We start from the raw sequence: 19,884 nt of genomic DNA, 5'->3' as shown, positions 1-19,884 counted from the left end.
TCTTATTGTTTTATTCCGACTTGTTTATAACCTGCTGGAACTTTGTAATTAAAGTTCAAGTTATCATTAAAAGTCACATTGTCATAACGAATGTTCAAATGTATGCTTTTTTCTTGTCTTGCATCTATATTTATTTCAGTAGGAGTCGTATATTTTCCCACTTTTTTATATTCTGGATACGAAATAGTGACAATTCTATTGCTAGATGCCTGAGATATCTCTTCTTTTTTCAATAATCCATTTTGGTCTTCGAAGAAATAAGCAGATTGAATATCTTCTTCTACCTTAGCTTTGATTTTGTGCAATCCTTCTTCTATAGATGCTTCATACTTATTAGTTCCTGACTGAGCATCTAGAGCCTGACCTAATAGCAGATTCTGAAACTTAGTATAGTTAAGGTCTGTACCTAGCCACTGGCTTAGCATACTGAAGTCTCCTTTGAAGAATACCTTATTCCACTTCTCATAGTACTGCACTCCTTCTGGAGTTACATATACCTTCGCTATCGGAATACCTATAAAGCGAATGTTCAGCAAGATCTGTTTATCCTTTTCGATAAAGATATCCATAGAGAACTTCTTAGACTCGTTATCTGCCTCATAAGATGCAGAAGAGCGAATAGCAGTGGTAGTGAAGTCTACTATTTGTTTATTGTGGTTGTTTAGAATCGTAAGCACAGTTTTAGCATTACTAGCCTCACTCTCGTCTAGTATACCATCCATGTTCTTCTTCTTACATCCTACGACTAGAAATAAAGTACATATAATAAGTAGGGATATCTTTCTCATAATTGTCTAAAACTATTTTATAGTAGCAAGATAGATAAAAAAAATCCGTTTTAAATAAAGTTTAAAACGGATTTAATATTTTAGAGCCTGTTCTGTTATCAAATATTGATAGAGAGGTAGTCTATAAAATACATCTACAGAGTATACAGGCGACGTCTATATCATGATTTAGTCTAGTACAGAGTAGTCTCCGATACTGATACTCGTATGCTTACCGTCATAAGTAGCATGGTTACCCACCATAGCATTATCTAGATTTGCATTTTTGATCGTAGAGTTTGTTTGGATAAGACTGTTTTTGATGGTAGCATTTTCTACTTTACAGTTGTCTCCTAGAGATACATTAGGTCCTACAGTCGTATTCACTAATACTACATTTTCTCCGATATAACATGGACGGATGATCGTACTGTTCTCTAGCACTACATTACTAGATACATAGTTAGCGTTCCCTTGTTCTAAGAAACCTAGCATTCTATTATTCGTATCTACAGTTACATTTTTATTACCGCAGTCCATCCACTCATCTACCTGACCAGGTACGAAGCGCATTCCTTTTTGCTTCATATTCTCTAGAGCGTCTGTTAGTTGGTATTCGCCTCCTTTGATAATATTATTATCTAGTAAGTACTCTAATTCTTTGCGCAACGTTTCACCACTTTTAAAGTAGTAGATACCGATGATCGCTAGATCAGAGACAAACTCTTTAGGCTTCTCTACGAAATCTACGATGTCGTTTTTATCATTTAGTTGTACTACACCGAATGCGCTAGGATCTTCTACCTGTTTTACCCAGATAACGCTGTCAGCATCTTTCTCTAGGTTAAAGTCAGCGCGGAATAACGTATCTGCGTACGCTACCACGATAGGTCCTTGCATAGCTTCTTTAGCACATAGGATAGCATGAGCAGTTCCTAGAGCTTCGTTTTGATAGCAGATTGTCCCTTTCGCTCCTAGTTTAGCAGCGATAGCGATTAAGTCTTCTTCTACTTTTTTCCCAAAGCTCTCGTGGATGATAAATGCAATCTCATCTATCGTATCGTTAAGAACTTTAGCGATGTCTTCTACTAATCGGTGTACAATTGGTTTCCCAGCGATAGGGATTAATGGTTTAGGAACAGTTAATGTGTGAGGACGAAGTCTAGACCCACGACCAGCCATTGGTACAATAATTTTCATTTTCTAATATCTTTATATTACAATATCTATTTTACTCCAGTACTCCCAAAACCTCCAGCACCTCTCTCTGTATCAGTAAGTACCTCTACAGGCTGCCATTGGATTTGTTCGTATTTAGCGATTACCATTTGAGCAATGCGTTCCCCGTTCTCTATCACGAAAGGTTCTTTTGACAGATTGACTAAGATAATACCTATTTCACCTCTATAATCAGCATCAATAGTACCAGGGCTATTTAGTAAAGTGATTCCTCTTTTTGCAGCTAATCCACTTCTAGGTCTGATCTGTGCTTCGTATCCCTCAGGTAGTTCTATAAATAGACCTGTAGGTACGATGGCTCTCTCTAGAGAGTTTAGTGTGATAGGTTCTTCTAAGTTCGCTCTAAGATCCATACCTGCAGACTGATTCGTCTCATAATTCGGCAATGAATGTTTAGATTTATTGATGATTTTTACGGTAGTCATATTTATTTTTTAATGGTTAACAAAGATAAAAAAGTTATACTGATTAAAAGAACATTATGCGATTAAGTATGAGTGTGATATTGTGTTTTTTATGTTTTTATAGGGGTGGTCGGCTTGTGGTCGGCATATGATGGGCATGTGGTCGGCTAAAAAGTACTATAAAATAGCCGACCACTTACCGATCAATAGCCTAGCAAATAATGATCACAAGGACTAGACTCAAAGAATGAAGTGATAATCCTGCTGAAATAAGGAGATGTAAGAAAGGAGCTGTTATAAATTATAGCAATTCTGATCGATAGGACGTTTTAGACTTATTTCGGAGCTATTTTTGTGCTATTCATAAATATAATAATGAGAAGCGATGACCATAGATTTCGTTTAGATATCTTAATAAAGATTGTATTTTTGGTCTAAAGAGTTTCTAGATTTTAAACAGATGTATATAGACAATAAGTATTATCGACTGAGCACTATCCTCTATAGAGTGAAGGATATAGTAGATAAGGCTATATCGAATAACTACTTTTGGTTAAGGGCAGAGATAGGTCAACTAAAAGAAGACCGAAAGGGACATCTCTATCTAGAACTCGTAGAGCACAAAGATGGAGTAGTATTAGCTAAGTGTCGTGCGAATATCTGGCAATCTAATGCCTATGTGATTAAAAAAACTTTAGGGGAGAATGCGAATGAGATACTGAAGAATGGGGCTGAGATCATGTGCTATTGCGAAGTCACGTTTAGTAATCTATACGGGATGTCTATTAATATACATCGGATAGACTTGTCATACTCATTAGGAGAAGTAGAACGCATAAAGCAGGAAAATCTAAGAAAGCTAGTAGAGCGGGGATATCATCAGAAGAATAAAGAACTGTATCTACCTGCTGTGCTTCAACGCATAGCCTTAGTAAGTTCTAAAGGGACAGCGGGGCATGCCGATTTTATAAAACAACTAGAGGAGAACGAGTATAACTTCGTCTATCATCTAGATCATTATGACTGTCAAGTGCAGGGTGATGGGGCTGTAGCGTCTATACAAGAGGCACTGAGTGAGATAGAGTCAGATGCGTATGATGTGATCGTGCTGATTAGAGGGGGAGGATCGGCGCTAGACTTAGATGTGTTTAATCACTACGAGTTAGCGGTGACGCTAGCCACAAGTCATACACCAGTATTTACTGGGATAGGGCATGAGACTGATAGTTCGTTAGCTGACTTTGTGGCTAATCGCTATTTTAAAACGCCGAGTGCTGTAGCGGCTTATATCGTGGAGCGGACTGCTCTGTTCTATACGGATATCAGTAGGATGTATGATGGCATTATGCAGTCTTATAAACAGTGTATCACTGTAGAACAGCATAAGCTAGAAGTGGCAGAGAAGGAGATAAGGTTATATGGAGTGGCACAAGCCAAACAAAAAAAGCAAGAACTAGATACATTGTCTAATAGACTGATAACAGAAGTAAGAAAACGTCTACATACAGAAGAGTCGTTTATAGAGAGTGCTACGCAGTCTATCTCCTATCGATCTCAACGTATAACGGGTAAAGAGACTCAGGCGTTAAAAGAGAAAACAAAACTAGTAGCATATTTGGCGCAACAGTGTATCGATGTACATCAACAACAACTGAATACTTCGCTAGAGAAACTAGTCTATCAAGCAAAAGGACAGTTGAAGAAAGAACGTGTACGATTAGTTACCTTCGAAGAGATTACGACAGCGTATGACCTGAGTTCTATTCTAAGGAAAGGGTTTGCGATTGTGATGCACAATGGACAACTGTTGAATGAACACCAAGAATTAAATATAGGAGATGAGCTAGAGATAGCGATCTATAATAAGAAGTATAGAATTATATTAGCAGAAATAAAAGAAGTGAAGCAATGGAACAACTTACTTATGAAAAAGCCGCTTTAGAATTAGAAGCAATTCTGAATGATTTAAAGAATGATGAAGTCACAGTAGACGAATTAGCGAGTAAAGTAGAGCGCGCATCTAAACTAATAGTGTTCTGTAAAGAGAAATTGACCTCTACAGAACAACAAGTAGAAGGTATTATAGAGAAGCTAGGACTATAAAATAAGAACACGGTCATAGAGTATCTCCATGACCGTGTTCATCGTATGTAGTTTGCTATATTATAGTCTTTCTTTCATGTCTAAGAGAAGACAGGCTATAGCGACCTGTTATAATCATGGTAATAAGTATCCTTAATTACCAAACGAATCATGATTAGTCGTGCTGTTCTGTATGAAATGTCTTACGTCATCAGAAGAAGGCAACTCGAATACATCTAGGTGGAAATAATCTACAGCGGCTAATACGTGGTCGAATATATCTGCCATGATATTTTCATATACTGCCCATACAGTGGTATTCGTGAAGGTGTATATCTCTATCGGTAGCCCGTGCTCTGTAGGCTGTAGATGCCTTACCATCAGAGGATATTCTTTGTGAATATTAGGGTTCTGCTGTATGTATCTCGTTACATACGCTCTGAACATTCCTATATTTGTTATTCTACGACCATTGATAGGCATAGATTGATCAGCTTGTGTTCTCTCATTGTATTCTTCTATTTCTTTTTGGCGTTCTTCTATATACGGAGCTAATAGTTGTATCTTTTTAAGTAGTTCTATTTCATCCTTCTCTAGATAGCGAATAGAAGAGATTTTAATATTGATACTTCTCTTTATTCTTCTACCTCCAGAAGTCTGCATTCCTCTATAGTTTTTAAACGAGTCACTGATTAGAAGGTGAGTCGGTATGGTGGTGATTGTCTTGTCAAAGTTCTGCACCTTCACCGTACTTAGGTTCATCTCTAGTACTGTACCATCTGCACCATACTTCGCCATCTCTATCCAGTCTCCTACGCGTACCATATCATTAGAAGAAACTTGAATACTCGCTACGAATCCCATAATGGTATCTTTAAACACTAGTATAAGAATGGCTGAGGCTGCTCCTAATGAGATTAAGAATTTGATAGGGTCTGTACCTGTGATGATAGAGAATATAATAATCCCAGAGAAGAAATAGACTAGTATGCTAGATACCTGTGCGTAGCTATCTAATGGTTTGTCTGCTAGACGTGGCTTGCTCTTTAGGTAATCTCGGATACTGCGTATAGTAGATCTAATCACTAAGGTCAGAGCCACTGTGACTAAGATATCCGTCAAGGACATCACAAACTTCGTTAGGTTCGGAAAGCCTAAAAAGAAAATCGGAAATAAGATCTTCGCTAAGGCAATCGGAATTAAGTGTGTGACATTGTGAAAGAATTTATTTTCTACTAATAAGTCATCGAACGTCGTTTTAGTCTTAGAACTAAAAGTCTTTACTAAGACAATAAAAAAGTTCTTTAGAATATAATCTAAAATGAACATACAGATTGTAAATGACGTTAGTAATAGAATAGCTGTCACTACATGGGTAGCATATTCTGATAGATTTAAGAAGTCTAGCAGGTTATAGAACCACTGATATAGTCCGTTGAAATCTTCTGTATTGATAATAGAGTTAATATTAGTAACTAGATAGTTATTAATCATCATGTAATTATGGCTTTTATATTTATAGCTCTTTTAATATAAGCATTATAGCAGACAAATACAAATGAGTACTGCTAATGTGTGTGAAAAGTAATTAATTTTTTAGAGAAATCACTTAAGAAAAGTATAAACTGTTGAAAAAACAGGTGAATCTGAAGTGAGTGTATTGTCACGATGTAAAAAAAGGCGAAATGTTTAACATCTCGCCTTTTATAGGTTATTTTATATTTTCTTTTAATGCTATAATTGATTCAGCATAGAGTTGATTTTATCCAGATTAGGAGTTAGGATAACTTCTATACGTCTGTTCTTCGCTTTGCCTTCAGCAGTGGTGTTACTTGCTAGCGGAGCATATTCACTTCTACCTGCAGCTGTAAGATTTCTCTTATCTATCTGAGGCGTTTGCTCTAGAATAGACACGATAGTTAGAGATCGTTTAGTAGATAAGTCCCAATTGGTCTTCACTCCATCTCCTAGATTACCTAATATCTTATCATTATCTGTATGTCCTTCTATCAGTACTGTGATATCGGGGTTGTCAGCTAATACCTTGCCTAGCTCTACTACTGCCTCTTTTCCTTCATCACTGATCGTCCAACTACCAGATTTAAACAACAATTTGTTTTCCATAGAGACATAGACACGTCCATTTTTTTGTTCGATGGTCAGTCCTCTTCCTTCGAATGCGTTTAGGGCATTAGATAAGTTGTCTTTTAGGGTACGCATCTGCTTATCATTAGCCGCTAAGATACTCTCTAGCTCAGCTACACGTCTTGATTTCTCTTCTAGTTCCGTTTTGGCTTTAGCTAGTCTAGCAGCTTCTGCTTTTAGTGTCTCAGCACTGTGTTGTTCTAAGTTGTTATAAGACTTCTCTAGATCTCTTAGTTTGTTCTGTGCAGCGGCTATCTCAGCATTAAGATTACTTCTCTCTTGTTGAAGTTCTTTTAACTGAGCAGCTAGTTGTCTTTTGATATTTTCTAAGTCTGTATTAGAACTATTCATCAGGTCTAATTCACTACTTAGTTGTTCGTTTTCGGCTAATGCATCTTTGTACTGTTGATCTAGTTCATTGTATAACTTGCGTGTCACACATGATGATAACATGGTAAGCGCTAATAAGCCTAGGCTAATCTTTTTAATTGACATAGTTTGTTGTTTTATGAGGGGAAAATAGGGGTTATGCGTCTATCTCTACGAGTATTGGGCAGTGATCAGAGTGCTTTACATCAGGTAGTATAGTCGCGTGTTTTATCTTGCTTCTCATATTCTCTGTCACTAAGTGATAGTCTATTCTCCACCCTTTATTATTATTACGAGCATTCGCTCTGTATGTCCACCAGCTGTAGTTATGTGGCTCTTGGTTGAACATACGGAAGCTGTCTATAAACCCATTGTTGATAAACTTGTCTAACCATGCACGTTCTTCTGGCAAGAAACCTGATACTTTAGCATTGCGCACAGGGTCATGGATATCGATAGCTTGGTGACAGATATTATAGTCTCCACAGATCACTAGGTTTGGAATCTCTTTCTTTAGGTTATCGATATAGTTGAAGAAGTCATCCATATACTGATATTTAAAGTCTAGTCGCTCTATATTAGAAGCAGAAGGTAGGTATAGAGACATCACAGAGATATCGTCATAATCTACTCTTAAGTTTCTACCTTCGAAGTCCATATAGTCTATACCTGTTCCGAATACTACGTTCTTAGGTTCTTGTTTGCACAAGATAGCTACTCCACTATAACCAGCTTTCTGAGCAGAATAATAGTATTGGTATGGATATCCGGCAGCTAGTATATCCGCTACAGGTATTTGATCTTCTTTTGCTTTTATTTCTTGTAGACATATAATGTCTGGATTCTCTTCTTGAATCCATTCTATAAATCCTTTGTTTATAGCAGCACGTATTCCATTTACGTTATACGAGATTATCTTCATATAAAATGAGTATGTAGTTTAAAAAATCAAAAATATAAAAAATATATTTTTTGATTTAATATCTTATCTTTGTTTTAATCAGTTATTTATACATTTTGTAATTTCTTTTTTATGAATTATAGTACTAGTCTGATAAAATAAAATGGAATAGCTGAAGATTTTAGTATATTTGTATTACTTAATTTTGAATTTTAATGGGGTTAGTAACGGCGAAAGAAGTAGCAAAGGCAATTAACGTAGATAAGTATGGTTTTCTAGGAACCTTTACGGGGTGGATGTTGATGAAGGCGCTTAAAATCACTACGTTAAATAAAATTTACGACCGCAATAAGCATTTGTCTAATCTAGATTTTTTAAATGCTATCTTAGAAGAATTTCAAATAGAATTTGAAATAGATCCAGAAGAACTTAAGAGACTGCCTAAGAAAGGGCCTTATATAACTATTTCTAATCATCCGTTAGGAGGAATAGACGGTATTCTATTGCTTAAACTGATGTTAGAGCATGATCCTGATTTTAAAATTATCGCTAACTTTTTATTACATCGCATAGAGCCATTAAAGCCTTATATTATGCCTGTGAATCCTTTTGAGAACAATAAGGATGTTAAATCAAGCGTTATAGGATTAAAAGATACTTTAAGACATTTAAGTGATGGAAAGCCTTTAGGGATATTCCCTGCTGGGGAAGTGTCTACGTATAAAGATGATAAACTTATCGTAGATAAACCTTGGGAAGAAGGAGCGATTAAGCTGATAAAGAAAGCAAATGTACCTGTAGTACCTATTTATTTTCATGCAACAAATAGTAAGTTATTCTATTTCTTGTCTCAAATAAATCCTACGTTGCGTACAGCTAAACTGCCTTCTGAACTATTGACTCAAAAAAATAGAGTGATCAAAGTAAGGATAGGTAGACCGATATCAGTAGAAGAACAAAGTGAACACTATGATATAAATGATTATGGTAACTTCCTGCGTTTTAAAACATACTTATTGTCGAATGCATATAAGGATGAAGATATACGTAAATGGATTAAAGTACCTTCATTTAATTTCAAATTACCAAAAAGCGTGAAAGATATTATTGAGGCACAGCCAGTAGAGAAGATTTTAGAAGAGATTAATACGCTGAGAGAAGGTAATTATAGATTATTACAGAGTAAGAATTACGAGATATTCTTGTGTAAATCAGATCTAATACCAACGATTCTAACAGAATTAGGACGTTTAAGAGAAATTACGTTTAGACAAGTAGGAGAGGGAACGAATAATGAACTAGACTTAGATCAATACGATAAGTATTATCACCATATGTTCTTATGGGATAATGATACTCAACAGATTTGTGGAGCATACCGTATGGGATTGGGAACAGAGATTTATAAGAAATATGGAATCAATGGGTTCTATTTAAATGAGTTGTTCCGCTTTGAGTCTGAGTTATATCCGATGATGTCTCAGTCTATAGAGATGGGTAGAGCTTTTATCATTAAAGAGTATCAACAGAAGCCAATGCCTCTATTCTTATTGTGGAAAGGTATTGTACATACTACATTGAGATATCCTGAACACAAATACTTAATCGGTGGAGTGAGTATTAGTAATCAGTTCTCTGATTTCTCTAAATCATTAATGATTGAGTTTATGAGATCACACTATTTTGATCCTTATATCGCTCAGTACGTCACTCCTAAGATGGAATATAAAGTAAATCTTAAGGATAGTGAGAAAGATTTGATCTTTAGTGAGACAGATTCTGATTTAAATAAATTCGATAAGATCATTGAGGATGTAGAACCAGGAAAGTTAAGATTGCCTGTATTGATTAAAAAATACATTAAGCAGAATGCAAAGGTGATCGCTTTTAATGTTGATCCATTGTTTAATAATGCAATAGATGGTCTGATGTATATCAAGATTGCTGATCTACCAGAAAGCACAGTGAAACCTGTAATGGAAGAATTCGAAGCAGAACTTGAAAGAAAGATTCAAGAAGAAAATAACAAAAGCGAAAAGCAAGAGTCATAAAAAAAGGAGTTTCTATTGAAACTCCTTTTTGTTTTTAGTATAGTAATTTGATTTTGTCTATAATCGTTTGCGCTAGTTTTTCTTTGCTTTCTATAGTCCATCCTCCGATATGAGGGGATAGTAATACATTCTTAGCTTGTATTAAGTATTGCATAGGTTCAGGAAGAGTATTATCTGAGAACATATTCTCGAAAGAAGACTTCTCGTACTCTAATACGTCTAATGCAGCACCTCTTACTTTACCAGACTTTAAAGCTTCGACTAGATCTGTAGTATTGACAGACTTCCCTCTAGCTGTATTTATAAACCAGAAAGGCTTTTTGAACCCTTGGATTAGTTCCTTGTTGATGAGATACATGGTCTCCGGTGTCTGTGGAGTATGTAGGCTTAGGATATCAGCTCGTTCTTGTAACTCTGCTAAACTTACTTGTTTTGCATAGGCATTCTCTAGTCCTTCTCTGATATCGTGGAAGATTACTTCACAGTCAAACCCTTGTAGGCGTTTGGCAAAAGCATTTCCCATATTTCCATAGCCTATAATACCTACTGTTTTACCTTCTATCTCATGTCCTCTGTTTCCTTCTCTAATCCAGATTCCTTGTCTTACTTCTTGGTCGACTAAGTTGAGTTTATTCATTAGGCTTAGTAGCATCCCTAAGGCGTGTTCTCCTACTGCAGTTCTATTACCTTCTGGAGCAGCGATAAGCGCTATACCTTTAGTCTCTGCATATGCACAGTCTATATTCTCTAGTCCTGCACCGACACGTCCAATGAACTTTAAGTTAGTTGCTTTCTCTAAAAAAGATTGATCAATAGAAAAGCGACTTCGGATAATGATACCTTCATATTCGTGTATGTTTTCTGCTATTTCTTCTTTACTAGCAGTGTAGTTTTCTACATTTTCGTATCCTAGTTCTGCTAGTTGTGTAATCATTAAAGGATGATTACTATCTATATGTAATACTTTCTTAGTGTTCATGGTTGTGATGTAGCTTTAAATAATCTAGAAACCTAAAATAACCTTTGCAATTGAAAAGTAAATTAAGATTCCAAAGATATCATTACTTGTAGTGATAAAAGGACCTGTGGCTAAAGCAGGGTCTATACCATATTTATTCAGTAAGATCGGAACAAAGGTACCGATAAGACTAGCGATGATTATTACACTAATCAGTGCTATAGATACAGTGATACCTATGATATAATCTACCCCTAATAAGAAGTGACTTCCTAGCATCATCAGAATAGCAAGTAAGAAACCATTTAGTAAACTAAGCGTTACTTCTTTTCCTAATCGCTTCCATATAGATCCGGTGATAGAGTTATTAGCTAGTCCTTGTACGATAATAGCAGAAGATTGAACTCCAACATTACCTGCCATAGCCGCAATAAGAGGGGTGAAGAAGAATAGTACACCAAACTTCTCCATAGCTCCTTCAAAACTTCTAGATACATTAACAGCTACGAATCCACCTATCATGGCTAATATTAACCAAGGTAATCTAGCTCGTGTCAGCATAAGGATACTGTCATTAGCCTCTACGTCTTGAGAAATACCTGCTGCTAATTGGTAATCTTTATCTGCTTCTTCTTTAATAACGTCTACGATGTCATCTATGGTAATACGACCTACTAACCTTCCCATTTCATCTATAACAGGAATGGCTTCTAAGTCATACTTCTGCATAATACGAGCTACCTCTACATCTTTTGTATCTACTTTTACTGAGTCTACATTTCTAATATAGACATCACTAATATGGGTAGTAGTAGAAGAGGTAAGGAGGTCTTTTAGCGACAGTCTCCCTTTTAGCCTTCCTTCATTATCTATTACATAGATAGAGTGTACTCTAGATACATGCTCAGCCTGTTTGCGCATTTCTTTGACACAAGTAAGCACTGACCAATTCTCATTAACAGAGACATACTCTTTGGCCATTAACCCCCCTGCAGTGTCCTCGTCATAACGCAATAGTTCAACGATGTCCTTTGCATGCTCTAAATCTTCCAGCTCAGAAAGAACCTCTTCCTTCTTAGATTCTGGTAATTCAGAGATAATATCAGCAGCGTCATCCGTGTCTAATTCGTCTAACTCCTCTGCAATTTCTTTTGGAGATAGCGTTTTTAAGATCTTTTCACGGACATCTTCATTTAATTCTAAAAGGATTTCTGCTGTTACTTCACTATCTAATATATCGAATATGTATATCGCTTCTTCTCCAGAAAGCTCATTCATAATCTCTGCTATATCGGCGTAGTGTAAATCTTTAAGAATCTCTAATAATTCCTTTTCATTCTTTTCAGCGATTAAATCTTCGAATTGTTGTAAAGATTCTCTACTGATTTTAAACTCCATAGGCTTCTATTTTCTTTGTTAGTTCTATAAATTCTTTATAGTCTAATTGTTCTGGTCTTAAATTAAATACTTCTTCGGATCTTATTTCCTCTGGCAAGTTAAAGCTTTTTAAGCTGTTGCGTAATGTCTTTCTTCTCTGATTAAAGGCAGTTTTTACTACTGTAAAGAATAATTTCTCACTACAAGGTAGACTGTAATCTTCTTTACGGATCATACGCATTACTCCTGACTTTACTTTTGGAGGTGGGTTAAATACGTGTTCGTCTACAGTGAACAAATATTCTGTTTCATAGAATGCTTGTGCTAATACTGAAAGTATACCATAAGCTTTAGTTCCTTTTTTCTCACAGATACGTTCTGCTACTTCTTTTTGGAACATCCCTGAGAACTCAGGGATATAGTCTCTTAGTTCTAATGCTCTAAACACGATTTGTGTAGAGATATTATAAGGGAAGTTACCGATTACAGCGAAAGGCTCTTGATTAAAAGCACGTACTATATCGAATTTTAGAAAGTCTTGTGCGAATATATGGTCGTGTAGTTTGTTATAATGAGCATGTAGATAATCTACAGACTCTGTATCTATTTCTACTACGAATGTTTCTATCGGTTTGTCTAATATATATTTGGTTAGAACTCCCATACCTGGACCAATCTCTAATACCTTCTTATATCCTTCTAATGTCAAGGTATCAGCGATTCTCTTTGCGACACTTTCGTCAGTTAAGAAATGCTGACCTAAGTGTTTTTTTGCTCTTACTTTATCCATGGTTATCTTATTGATGTTCGCTGATTAATTCTAGTTCTGTTTTAAATGTTAGCATAAGCTCACCAAAAAGGCGTTTAGCTTCGTTCTCAAAACGATCAAAGTCTTCTTTATAGAACTGATCTAGTAACTCTTTACTCTGTGTTTCGAATTGAATAGAATAAGTTTTTCCTCCCATTTCTTCTTCGATGAGTACTTTGACAATTTTAGCTTTGTCAAACTTTCCAGTTGCTAATATTCCTGGTATATAAGCGTTTTTTGTCCATTGCATCCATACGTCATGTGCGCTTTCATGAATGTTGACTGTGATATTATATATGATCATAATTTTAATTACACTGAATGAATTATTTTTTGCAAAGATAAAAAAAGCACCAAATGTCTTATTTCGAATATTTGGTGCTTTTTGTTTATAAGGTTATTGGTGTTAATTAGTTGATAATATCAAATCCTGTGTAAGGGCGTAAAACTTCTGGAATTACGATTCCTTCTGGTGTTTGATAGTTTTCTAAGATACCTGCTAGTACACGAGGTAATGCTAATGAACTACCATTTAAAGTATGTGCTAATTGGTTTTTACCATCTTTATCTCTGAATCTTAATTTCAATCTATTCGCTTGGAATGTCTCGAAGTTAGATACAGAACTAATTTCTAACCATCTGTCTTGTGCTGTAGAGAACACTTCGAAGTCATAAGTAAGAGCTGATGTGAATCCCATATCTCCACCACATAATCTTAAGATTCTATATGGAAGTTTAAGGTCGTTCAATAGTCCTTTAATATGTTCTACCATTCCGTCTAATGCTTGATAAGAATTATCAGGGTGTTCGATACGTACGATTTCTACTTTGTCAAATTGGTGAAGGCGGTTAAGACCTCTTACGTGTGCTCCATAAGATCCCGCTTCTCTACGGAAACATGGTGTATAAGCTGTACACATAATAGGTAACTCTGTCTCTTGTAAGATAACATCTCTAAAGATATTAGTCACAGGAACCTCTGCTGTTGGGATTAAGTATAAATCGTCAACTGTACTGTGATACATTTGTCCTTCTTTATCTGGCAATTGTCCTGTACCGTATCCTGATGCCTCATTGATTAAGTGAGGAACTTGATACTCTCTATATCCTGCATCTGTATTTTTGTCTAAGAAGTAAGAGATTAACGCACGTTGTAAACGAGCTCCTTTACCTTTATATACAGGGAAACCTGCTCCAGTGATTTTATTCCCTAGTTCAAAGTCAATGATGTCATATTTCTTTGCTAATTCCCAGTGTGGTAAAGCACCTTCGTGTAGTGTAGGTACTTCTCCTGCTTCGAATACATTTAAGTTATCATCAGCATCTTTACCAGCAGGTACGATATCTGTTGGTACGTTTGGTATAGTATATAACTTCTCAGTTAATAATGCAGATACATTATTAAGCTCTTCAGTTAATTGTTTGCTTTGGTCACGTAAGTTTGATGTTTTCTCTTTGATGATTTCAGCTTTTGCTTTTTCACCACTTTTCATCAACTCCCCGATGCTTTTGGATAGTTTGTTCGATTCTGCTAATACATTGTCTAATTCCACCTGTGTGCTTCTTCTTTTCTCATCTAATTCAAGCACTTCTTTTAGCAAATCGGCAACATCAAGATTTCTTTTGGCTAATCCTTTAACCACTTGCTCTTGATTTTCTCTAATAAAAGCTATCTGTAACATATTATAAATATTAATTGTAAAGCAAAGTTAGAAAATACTTTTCTATTAGCAGCTATTTTACGTACCTCTTTATAAGTTTTGTAGAACATTATGCACTTTATTTGGTAGTTTATTAGCTTTTCTAAATAATAATTTAATAAATAGAATTACTTTAGAATAATATGTGAAGTGCTTTTTAGCTTTATTACACTTTGTTTATCTTGTTATTTATGTGAAAGAATTGATAATTTAAGCCTTGATTTAAAAAAAAGTGAGATTAGTTAAAGTAATATTTTACTTTTGTCTGAATAATATTAGAGTCTGTAAAAAATAAAAATGGATATACTTATTAAATTATCTCAATTCTTATTGAGTTTGTCGTTGTTAATTATCTTACACGAGTTAGGGCATTTTATTCCTGCTAAACTTTTTAAAACACGTGTCGAGAAGTTTTACTTATTTTTTGATGTTAAGTTTTCTTTGTTTAAAAAGAAGATAGGAGATACTGTTTATGGTATTGGGTGGTTGCCATTAGGAGGGTATGTAAAAATATCTGGTATGGTGGACGAAAGTATGGATACAGACCAATTAGCTGGTGAGCCACAACCTTGGGAGTTTAGATCTAAACCTGCTTGGCAACGTTTGATCATTATGTTAGGTGGAGTTACGGTGAACTTTATTTTAGCCTTTGTTATCTATATTGGTATGGCTTATGCGTATGGTGAGTCATATATAGCTAATAAAGATGTAAAGAGTGGAATCTGGGTTCAGAATCCTATCTTAGAAGACGCTGGTCTAAAAACGGGAGACAAGGTATTAAAGGTTGATGGAAAGGAGATTGTGAAGTTTAATAGTCTGCCAGAGGCAATCCTTATGGGGAAAGATATCGAGGTAGAGCGTGCTGGTGTTGTAGAGCATGTACAGTTGCCAGTTGACTTTTTGGGACAAATCACAGAGAATAAAGGAAATGGTTTCATAGGATTGCGTATTCCTTTTATTGTAGCAGGATTTGGTGAAAACTCTATTAATGAAGGTACATTAATGGTTAAAGATATTGTGAAGTCTATTAATGGGGTAGAAACACCTTTCTTTGATATGGTAAGCAATGTGTTAGAAGAAAACAAAGGAAAGACTGTTGCTGTTGTAGTGAATCGCGATGGAAAAGATACGACTGTTGATGTAAAGGTAAATCAAGAAGGTAAGATAGAGACATATTATGCTCCTGCTTTGCCATTTGATAATTTACAAAAACTTGGACTATATGAGATAAGTAGAGAGCAATACTCTTTAGCAGAAGCTATTCCTGCGGGGTTACACATGGGGAAAGATAGAATCATGAGTTATTTCGGACAGTTAAAGAAAATTGTACAACCTGAGACAGGTGCTTATAAAGGAGTAGGAGGGTTTAAAGCGATTTATGATATCTTCCCTCAGTTCTGGAGCTGGCAAGTGTTCTGGAGTATTACAGCGATGTTATCTATCATGTTAGGGGTTATGAACTTATTACCAATCCCTGCTTTAGATGGTGGGCATGTTATCTTTTTATTGTACGAGATGATCTCTGGAAGAAAGCCAAGTGATAAATTCTTGGGTAACGCTCAGATGGTAGGATTCTTCATACTTATTGCATTATTGTTATTCGCGAATGGGAATGATATTTATAAGGCAATTTTTAATTAGATGAAAAAAATATAAAAAAAATGCTTGTTGTGTTTGCAGAAATGAAAAATCGTATTATATTTGCATCGCAATAAAGGTAAGACATCACCTTCCTCCTTAGCTCAGTTGGTTAGAGCATCTGACTGTTAATCAGAGGGTCCTTGGTTCGAGCCCAAGAGGGGGAGCAGAGAAGCCAGTCATTGACTGGCTTTTTTCTTATAACCGTTTAGGTTATGGAATTTTAAAAACAAGAATACAAGTAAAGAAATTTACTTTTTAAGGGGATTTGAAAAGCGATATCGAATAGGTATCGCTTTTCGCTTTTCTAGAATATCTGTGATATACTATATATTAAGGTATATAAGAGAATGATTGTTCATTGCTTGAATCCTTTAAAGAAGAAAAATAATTATAGAATAGAGCTCTTGTCAGTAGGCAAGAGCTTTTTTCATTAAAGAATGTATTACCTACAGCCTTAGTCTATATAGTCTAGGGCTTTTTTATTGTCATCATAAGTTAACCCCCTTCAAGAGCGCGACAAGACCTCTTCAATATTGCTTCAAGAAAGAGGTGCTCAGATAGAGCAATCTTGGAGAAATGTTGAAGCAGTGTTGAAGCGGTGTTGAAGAAGTAGGCATAAAGGCTTGCTATTACTGGGATACAGAAGTGTTTTGGCTTTAGAAAGATAATACTGGTAATTTACTTTACTTTTTGATAGACAATTGTTTACGATGATAATTACTCAATGTGAGAATAAAAAAAGTACATCTGTTTTTCTTCGAAACAAGATAATAGCCATATAATAAGGGACTTTTCTTCTAAAAAAGCATACCTATATAAGTAGATCAACTACAAAAAAGTAGATAAAACACCTCTATATAGGATAAAGTAACATTTAGAAATAGACAGAAAGGGCATAAGAAGGTATATTCTCAATTATTACATATATATAATAGAGTACAATATTAAATACATTCCACCATCCAACCTTACATATATATAGTATAGAGATAGTATAAGGCTATAACCTTTAAAAAAAGATAAAAAAAACTTTTGCTCGTAAAAGGTAATATAATAGAGAGTTATGAAATACTTTTTAAAAACATTGAAAAAAAGGCAAAGATAAGTTTGGAAGTAAGAGAAAAGATACTACTTTTGCATCCGCATTAGAGAAGTGATAACGACTCTAGAGGCAGACGATCATAAACAAAAAGTGAAGCAAGAACGACTAAAAAATAAGCTTTAAAAAATTTACAAAAATAAATTTGGATAAGTAAAAAATAAGGTAGTATCTTTGCAGTCCGCTTCAGTAAAAACGGGAGTTGAGTGAAAAAATAAAGAAAAATATTTTCTAGAAAAGTTTTGCTAATTCAAAATAAGTTTTTACTTTTGCACTCGCTTTGAAAAACAAGTGAGGCTTAGAAATAAGAAGACACGTTCATAAACATATTGGATTGACAGCATACAAATAAGAGAGTAAGGCAAATCGCAAGATTTGGAATTATACTTTTTTAATTTACGAAATTAAAAATATACGATGAAGAGTTTGATCCTGGCTCAGGATGAACGCTAGCGGCAGGCCTAACACATGCAAGTCGAGGGGTAGAAAGAGCTTGCTTTTTTGAGACCGGCGCACGGGTGAGTAACGCGTATGCAACCTACCTTATACAGGGGAATAGCCCGAAGAAATTCGGATTAATGCTCCATGGTTTATCGATATGGCATCGTATTGATAATAAAGATTTATCGGTATAAGATGGGCATGCGTATCATTAGCTAGTTGGTGTGGTAACGGCATACCAAGGCAACGATGATTAGGGGTCCTGAGAGGGAGATCCCCCACACTGGTACTGAGACACGGACCAGACTCCTACGGGAGGCAGCAGTGAGGAATATTGGTCAATGGAGGCAACTCTGAACCAGCCATGCCGCGTGCAGGATGACGGTCCTATGGATTGTAAACTGCTTTTGTACAGGAAGAAACCTCCCTACGAGTAGGGACTTGACGGTACTGTAAGAATAAGGATCGGCTAACTCCGTGCCAGCAGCCGCGGTAATACGGAGGATCCGAGCGTTATCCGGAATTATTGGGTTTAAAGGGTTCGTAGGCGGCTTTGTAAGTCAGTGGTGAAATTTCCTAGCTTAACTAGGACACTGCCATTGATACTGCAGAGCTTGAATAATATGGAAGTAACTAGAATATGTAGTGTAGCGGTGAAATGCTTAGATATTACATGGAATACCAATTGCGAAGGCAGGTTACTACGTATTTATTGACGCTGATGAACGAAAGCGTGGGGAGCGAACAGGATTAGATACCCTGGTAGTCCACGCCGTAAACGATGGATACTAGCTGTTCGGTTTTCGGACTGAGTGGCTAAGCGAAAGTGATAAGTATCCCACCTGGGGAGTACGTTCGCAAGAATGAAACTCAAAGGAATTGACGGGGGCCCGCACAAGCGGTGGAGCATGTGGTTTAATTCGATGATACGCGAGGAACCTTACCAGGGCTTAAATGTAGATTGACAGATTTGGAAACAGATTTTTCTTCGGACAATTTACAAGGTGCTGCATGGTTGTCGTCAGCTCGTGCCGTGAGGTGTCAGGTTAAGTCCTATAACGAGCGCAACCCCTATTGTTAGTTACCAGCGCGTTAAGGCGGGGACTCTAGCAAGACTGCCGGTGCAAACCGTGAGGAAGGTGGGGATGACGTCAAATCATCACGGCCCTTACGTCCTGGGCTACACACGTGCTACAATGGCAAGTACAGAAAGCAGCTACCTGGCAACAGGATGCGAATCTCCAAAGCTTGTCTCAGTTCGGATTGGAGTCTGCAACTCGACTCTATGAAGCTGGAATCGCTAGTAATCGGATATCAGCCATGATCCGGTGAATACGTTCCCGGGCCTTGTACACACCGCCCGTCAAGCCATGGAAGCTGGGGGTACCTGAAGTCGGTGACCGCAAGGAGCTGCCTAGGGTAAAACTAGTAACTAGGGCTAAGTCGTAACAAGGTAGCCGTACCGGAAGGTGCGGCTGGAACACCTCCTTTCTAGAGAATAATTATAGAAGTATGATACTTTACTCTCGCTGTTAATACCAAAAAAAAAGAATAAAAGAATTAAGTAATACAGAGTCTCGTAGCTCAGCTGGTTAGAGTACTACACTGATAATGTAGGGGTCGGCAGTTCGAGTCTGCCCGGGACTACTAATTTACTAAATTGAAGGAAATACTAGAGGTTAAACTAACCGCCCAAAAGTTACTGTTAACTGTAAGCTGTTAACCAAACACTAGATATGGGGGATTAGCTCAGCTGGCTAGAGCGCCTGCCTTGCACGCAGGAGGTCATCGGTTCGACTCCGATATTCTCCACTACGGCATAAAATCAAAACTGGTTTAATTATCAGTGGCGATTCGCCACAAGTTCATTGACATATTGATAAAACTTAACTAACAAAACAG

15 protein-coding genes, 3 tRNA genes and 1 rRNA gene are annotated in these 19,884 nt (G+C 36.4%); 8 read left to right on the top strand and 11 right to left on the bottom strand.

Annotated elements, in window-relative coordinates; genetic code table 11:
- Positions 1-2 precede the first annotated feature (2 nt).
- The 3 genes from MYRA21_RS05265 to dut all read right to left on the bottom strand — a co-directional run bounded on the left by MYRA21_RS05265 (position 3) and on the right by dut (position 2,431).
- The gene (locus MYRA21_RS05265) at positions 3-788 is read right to left on the bottom strand and encodes a DUF4292 domain-containing protein (RefSeq protein ID WP_006258020.1); all 786 of its coding nucleotides are present in this window, start codon (positions 786-788) and stop codon (positions 3-5) included.
- 168 nt (positions 789-956) lie between these two features.
- Entirely contained in the window at positions 957-1,967 is a 1,011-nt protein-coding gene (locus MYRA21_RS05260; protein ID WP_006258021.1) for a sugar nucleotidyltransferase, read from the bottom strand.
- Positions 1,968-1,993: 26 nt separating this feature from the next.
- On the bottom strand, positions 1,994-2,431 hold the full coding sequence (gene dut / locus MYRA21_RS05255) for a dUTP diphosphatase (protein WP_006258022.1): 438 nt from the start codon (positions 2,429-2,431) through the stop codon (positions 1,994-1,996).
- 439 nt (positions 2,432-2,870) lie between these two features.
- Between dut and xseA the strand changes: the two genes are divergently transcribed.
- Together xseA and xseB are read left to right on the top strand one after the other, a co-directional pair.
- Positions 2,871-4,352 carry an exodeoxyribonuclease VII large subunit gene (gene xseA / locus MYRA21_RS05250; RefSeq protein ID WP_006258023.1) on the top strand — a complete coding sequence of 494 codons (1,482 nt, stop codon included), beginning with the start codon at positions 2,871-2,873 and terminating at the stop codon, positions 4,350-4,352.
- Positions 4,319-4,513, top strand: a complete 195-nt coding sequence (gene xseB / locus MYRA21_RS05245; RefSeq protein ID WP_006258024.1) for an exodeoxyribonuclease VII small subunit — start codon at positions 4,319-4,321, stop codon at positions 4,511-4,513. Before xseA ends, xseB begins: the two co-directional genes overlap by 34 nt.
- 132 nt (positions 4,514-4,645) lie before the next feature.
- On the opposite strand, the gene MYRA21_RS05240 is transcribed toward xseB, so the two are convergent.
- The 3 genes from MYRA21_RS05240 to MYRA21_RS05230 all read right to left on the bottom strand — a co-directional run bounded on the left by MYRA21_RS05240 (position 4,646) and on the right by MYRA21_RS05230 (position 7,928).
- The gene (locus tag MYRA21_RS05240; protein WP_006258025.1) at positions 4,646-5,989 is read right to left on the bottom strand and encodes a mechanosensitive ion channel family protein; all 1,344 of its coding nucleotides are present in this window, start codon (positions 5,987-5,989) and stop codon (positions 4,646-4,648) included.
- 237 nt (positions 5,990-6,226) lie between these two features.
- Positions 6,227-7,132 (bottom strand): OmpA family protein, encoded by a 906-nt coding sequence (locus tag MYRA21_RS05235; RefSeq protein WP_006258026.1) that lies wholly within the window; start codon positions 7,130-7,132, stop codon positions 6,227-6,229.
- Positions 7,133-7,163: 31 nt separating this feature from the next.
- Positions 7,164-7,928, bottom strand: coding sequence for an exodeoxyribonuclease III (locus MYRA21_RS05230; RefSeq protein ID WP_006258027.1), 765 nt, complete (start codon positions 7,926-7,928; stop codon positions 7,164-7,166).
- Positions 7,929-8,122: 194 nt separating this feature from the next.
- On the opposite strand from MYRA21_RS05230, the gene MYRA21_RS05225 reads away from it, so the two are divergent.
- A complete protein-coding gene (locus MYRA21_RS05225) occupies positions 8,123-9,958 on the top strand; it encodes a lysophospholipid acyltransferase family protein (RefSeq protein WP_006258028.1) in 1,836 nt (611 codons plus the stop codon).
- A gap of 34 nt (positions 9,959-9,992) precedes the next feature.
- Here the strand turns inward: MYRA21_RS05225 and MYRA21_RS05220 are convergent, their stop codons facing one another.
- From MYRA21_RS05220 to serS, 5 genes are all read right to left on the bottom strand, one after another.
- Positions 9,993-10,937, bottom strand: a complete 945-nt coding sequence (locus MYRA21_RS05220) for a 2-hydroxyacid dehydrogenase (protein WP_006258029.1) — start codon at positions 10,935-10,937, stop codon at positions 9,993-9,995.
- A 24-nt stretch (positions 10,938-10,961) separates the two neighbouring features.
- Positions 10,962-12,314: a magnesium transporter gene (gene mgtE / locus MYRA21_RS05215; RefSeq protein WP_006258030.1), complete on the bottom strand. Its 1,353-nt coding sequence runs from the start codon at positions 12,312-12,314 to the stop codon at positions 10,962-10,964.
- On the bottom strand, positions 12,304-13,083 hold the full coding sequence (rsmA, locus tag MYRA21_RS05210) for a 16S rRNA (adenine(1518)-N(6)/adenine(1519)-N(6))-dimethyltransferase RsmA (RefSeq protein WP_006258031.1): 780 nt from the start codon (positions 13,081-13,083) through the stop codon (positions 12,304-12,306). Before rsmA ends, mgtE begins: the two co-directional genes overlap by 11 nt.
- Before the next feature lie 7 nt (positions 13,084-13,090).
- Entirely contained in the window at positions 13,091-13,405 is a 315-nt protein-coding gene (locus MYRA21_RS05205) for a DUF4286 family protein (protein ID WP_006258032.1), read from the bottom strand.
- A 106-nt stretch (positions 13,406-13,511) separates the two neighbouring features.
- Complete coding sequence (gene serS / locus MYRA21_RS05200) at positions 13,512-14,783, bottom strand: serine--tRNA ligase (protein WP_006258033.1); 1,272 nt, start codon at positions 14,781-14,783, stop codon at positions 13,512-13,514.
- A 315-nt stretch (positions 14,784-15,098) separates the two neighbouring features.
- Here serS and rseP point away from each other — a divergent pair, with 315 nt between their 5' ends.
- The 5 genes from rseP to MYRA21_RS05175 all read left to right on the top strand — a co-directional run bounded on the left by rseP (position 15,099) and on the right by MYRA21_RS05175 (position 19,794).
- A complete protein-coding gene (gene rseP / locus MYRA21_RS05195) occupies positions 15,099-16,442 on the top strand; it encodes an RIP metalloprotease RseP (protein WP_006258035.1) in 1,344 nt (447 codons plus the stop codon).
- Between the two features lie 90 nt (positions 16,443-16,532).
- Positions 16,533-16,606, top strand: a tRNA-Asn gene (locus MYRA21_RS05190).
- Positions 16,607-17,955: 1,349 nt separating this feature from the next.
- Positions 17,956-19,473: ribosomal RNA gene (locus tag MYRA21_RS05185) — 16S ribosomal RNA — on the top strand.
- Between the two features lie 82 nt (positions 19,474-19,555).
- Positions 19,556-19,629 (top strand) — tRNA-Ile (locus MYRA21_RS05180).
- A 91-nt stretch (positions 19,630-19,720) separates the two neighbouring features.
- Positions 19,721-19,794, top strand: a tRNA-Ala gene (locus MYRA21_RS05175).
- Positions 19,795-19,884 lie beyond the last annotated feature (90 nt).

Source organism: Myroides sp. A21, from assembly GCF_000807225.1.
Classification (GTDB): Bacteria; Bacteroidota; Bacteroidia; order Flavobacteriales; family Flavobacteriaceae; genus Flavobacterium; species Flavobacterium odoratimimum.
This window is presented reverse-complemented; position numbering and strand designations above follow the sequence as displayed.

Excerpts from the sequence above, each read along its gene's own strand:
- MYRA21_RS05265 (WP_006258020.1), bottom strand. The coding sequence starts at position 788 with ATGAGAAAGATATCCCTACTTATTATATGTACTTTATTTCTAGTCGTA.
- MYRA21_RS05260 (WP_006258021.1), bottom strand. The coding sequence starts at position 1,967 with ATGAAAATTATTGTACCAATGGCTGGTCGTGGGTCTAGACTTCGTCCT.
- dut (WP_006258022.1), bottom strand. The coding sequence starts at position 2,431 with ATGACTACCGTAAAAATCATCAATAAATCTAAACATTCATTGCCGAAT.
- xseA (WP_006258023.1), top strand. The coding sequence starts at position 2,871 with ATGTATATAGACAATAAGTATTATCGACTGAGCACTATCCTCTATAGA.
- xseB (WP_006258024.1), top strand. The coding sequence starts at position 4,319 with ATGGAACAACTTACTTATGAAAAAGCCGCTTTAGAATTAGAAGCAATT.
- MYRA21_RS05240 (WP_006258025.1), bottom strand. The coding sequence starts at position 5,989 with ATGATGATTAATAACTATCTAGTTACTAATATTAACTCTATTATCAAT.
- MYRA21_RS05235 (WP_006258026.1), bottom strand. The coding sequence starts at position 7,132 with ATGTCAATTAAAAAGATTAGCCTAGGCTTATTAGCGCTTACCATGTTA.
- MYRA21_RS05230 (WP_006258027.1), bottom strand. The coding sequence starts at position 7,928 with ATGAAGATAATCTCGTATAACGTAAATGGAATACGTGCTGCTATAAAC.
- MYRA21_RS05225 (WP_006258028.1), top strand. The coding sequence starts at position 8,123 with ATGGGGTTAGTAACGGCGAAAGAAGTAGCAAAGGCAATTAACGTAGAT.
- MYRA21_RS05220 (WP_006258029.1), bottom strand. The coding sequence starts at position 10,937 with ATGAACACTAAGAAAGTATTACATATAGATAGTAATCATCCTTTAATG.
- mgtE (WP_006258030.1), bottom strand. The coding sequence starts at position 12,314 with ATGGAGTTTAAAATCAGTAGAGAATCTTTACAACAATTCGAAGATTTA.
- rsmA (WP_006258031.1), bottom strand. The coding sequence starts at position 13,083 with ATGGATAAAGTAAGAGCAAAAAAACACTTAGGTCAGCATTTCTTAACT.
- MYRA21_RS05205 (WP_006258032.1), bottom strand. The coding sequence starts at position 13,405 with ATGATCATATATAATATCACAGTCAACATTCATGAAAGCGCACATGAC.
- serS (WP_006258033.1), bottom strand. The coding sequence starts at position 14,783 with ATGTTACAGATAGCTTTTATTAGAGAAAATCAAGAGCAAGTGGTTAAA.
- rseP (WP_006258035.1), top strand. The coding sequence starts at position 15,099 with ATGGATATACTTATTAAATTATCTCAATTCTTATTGAGTTTGTCGTTG.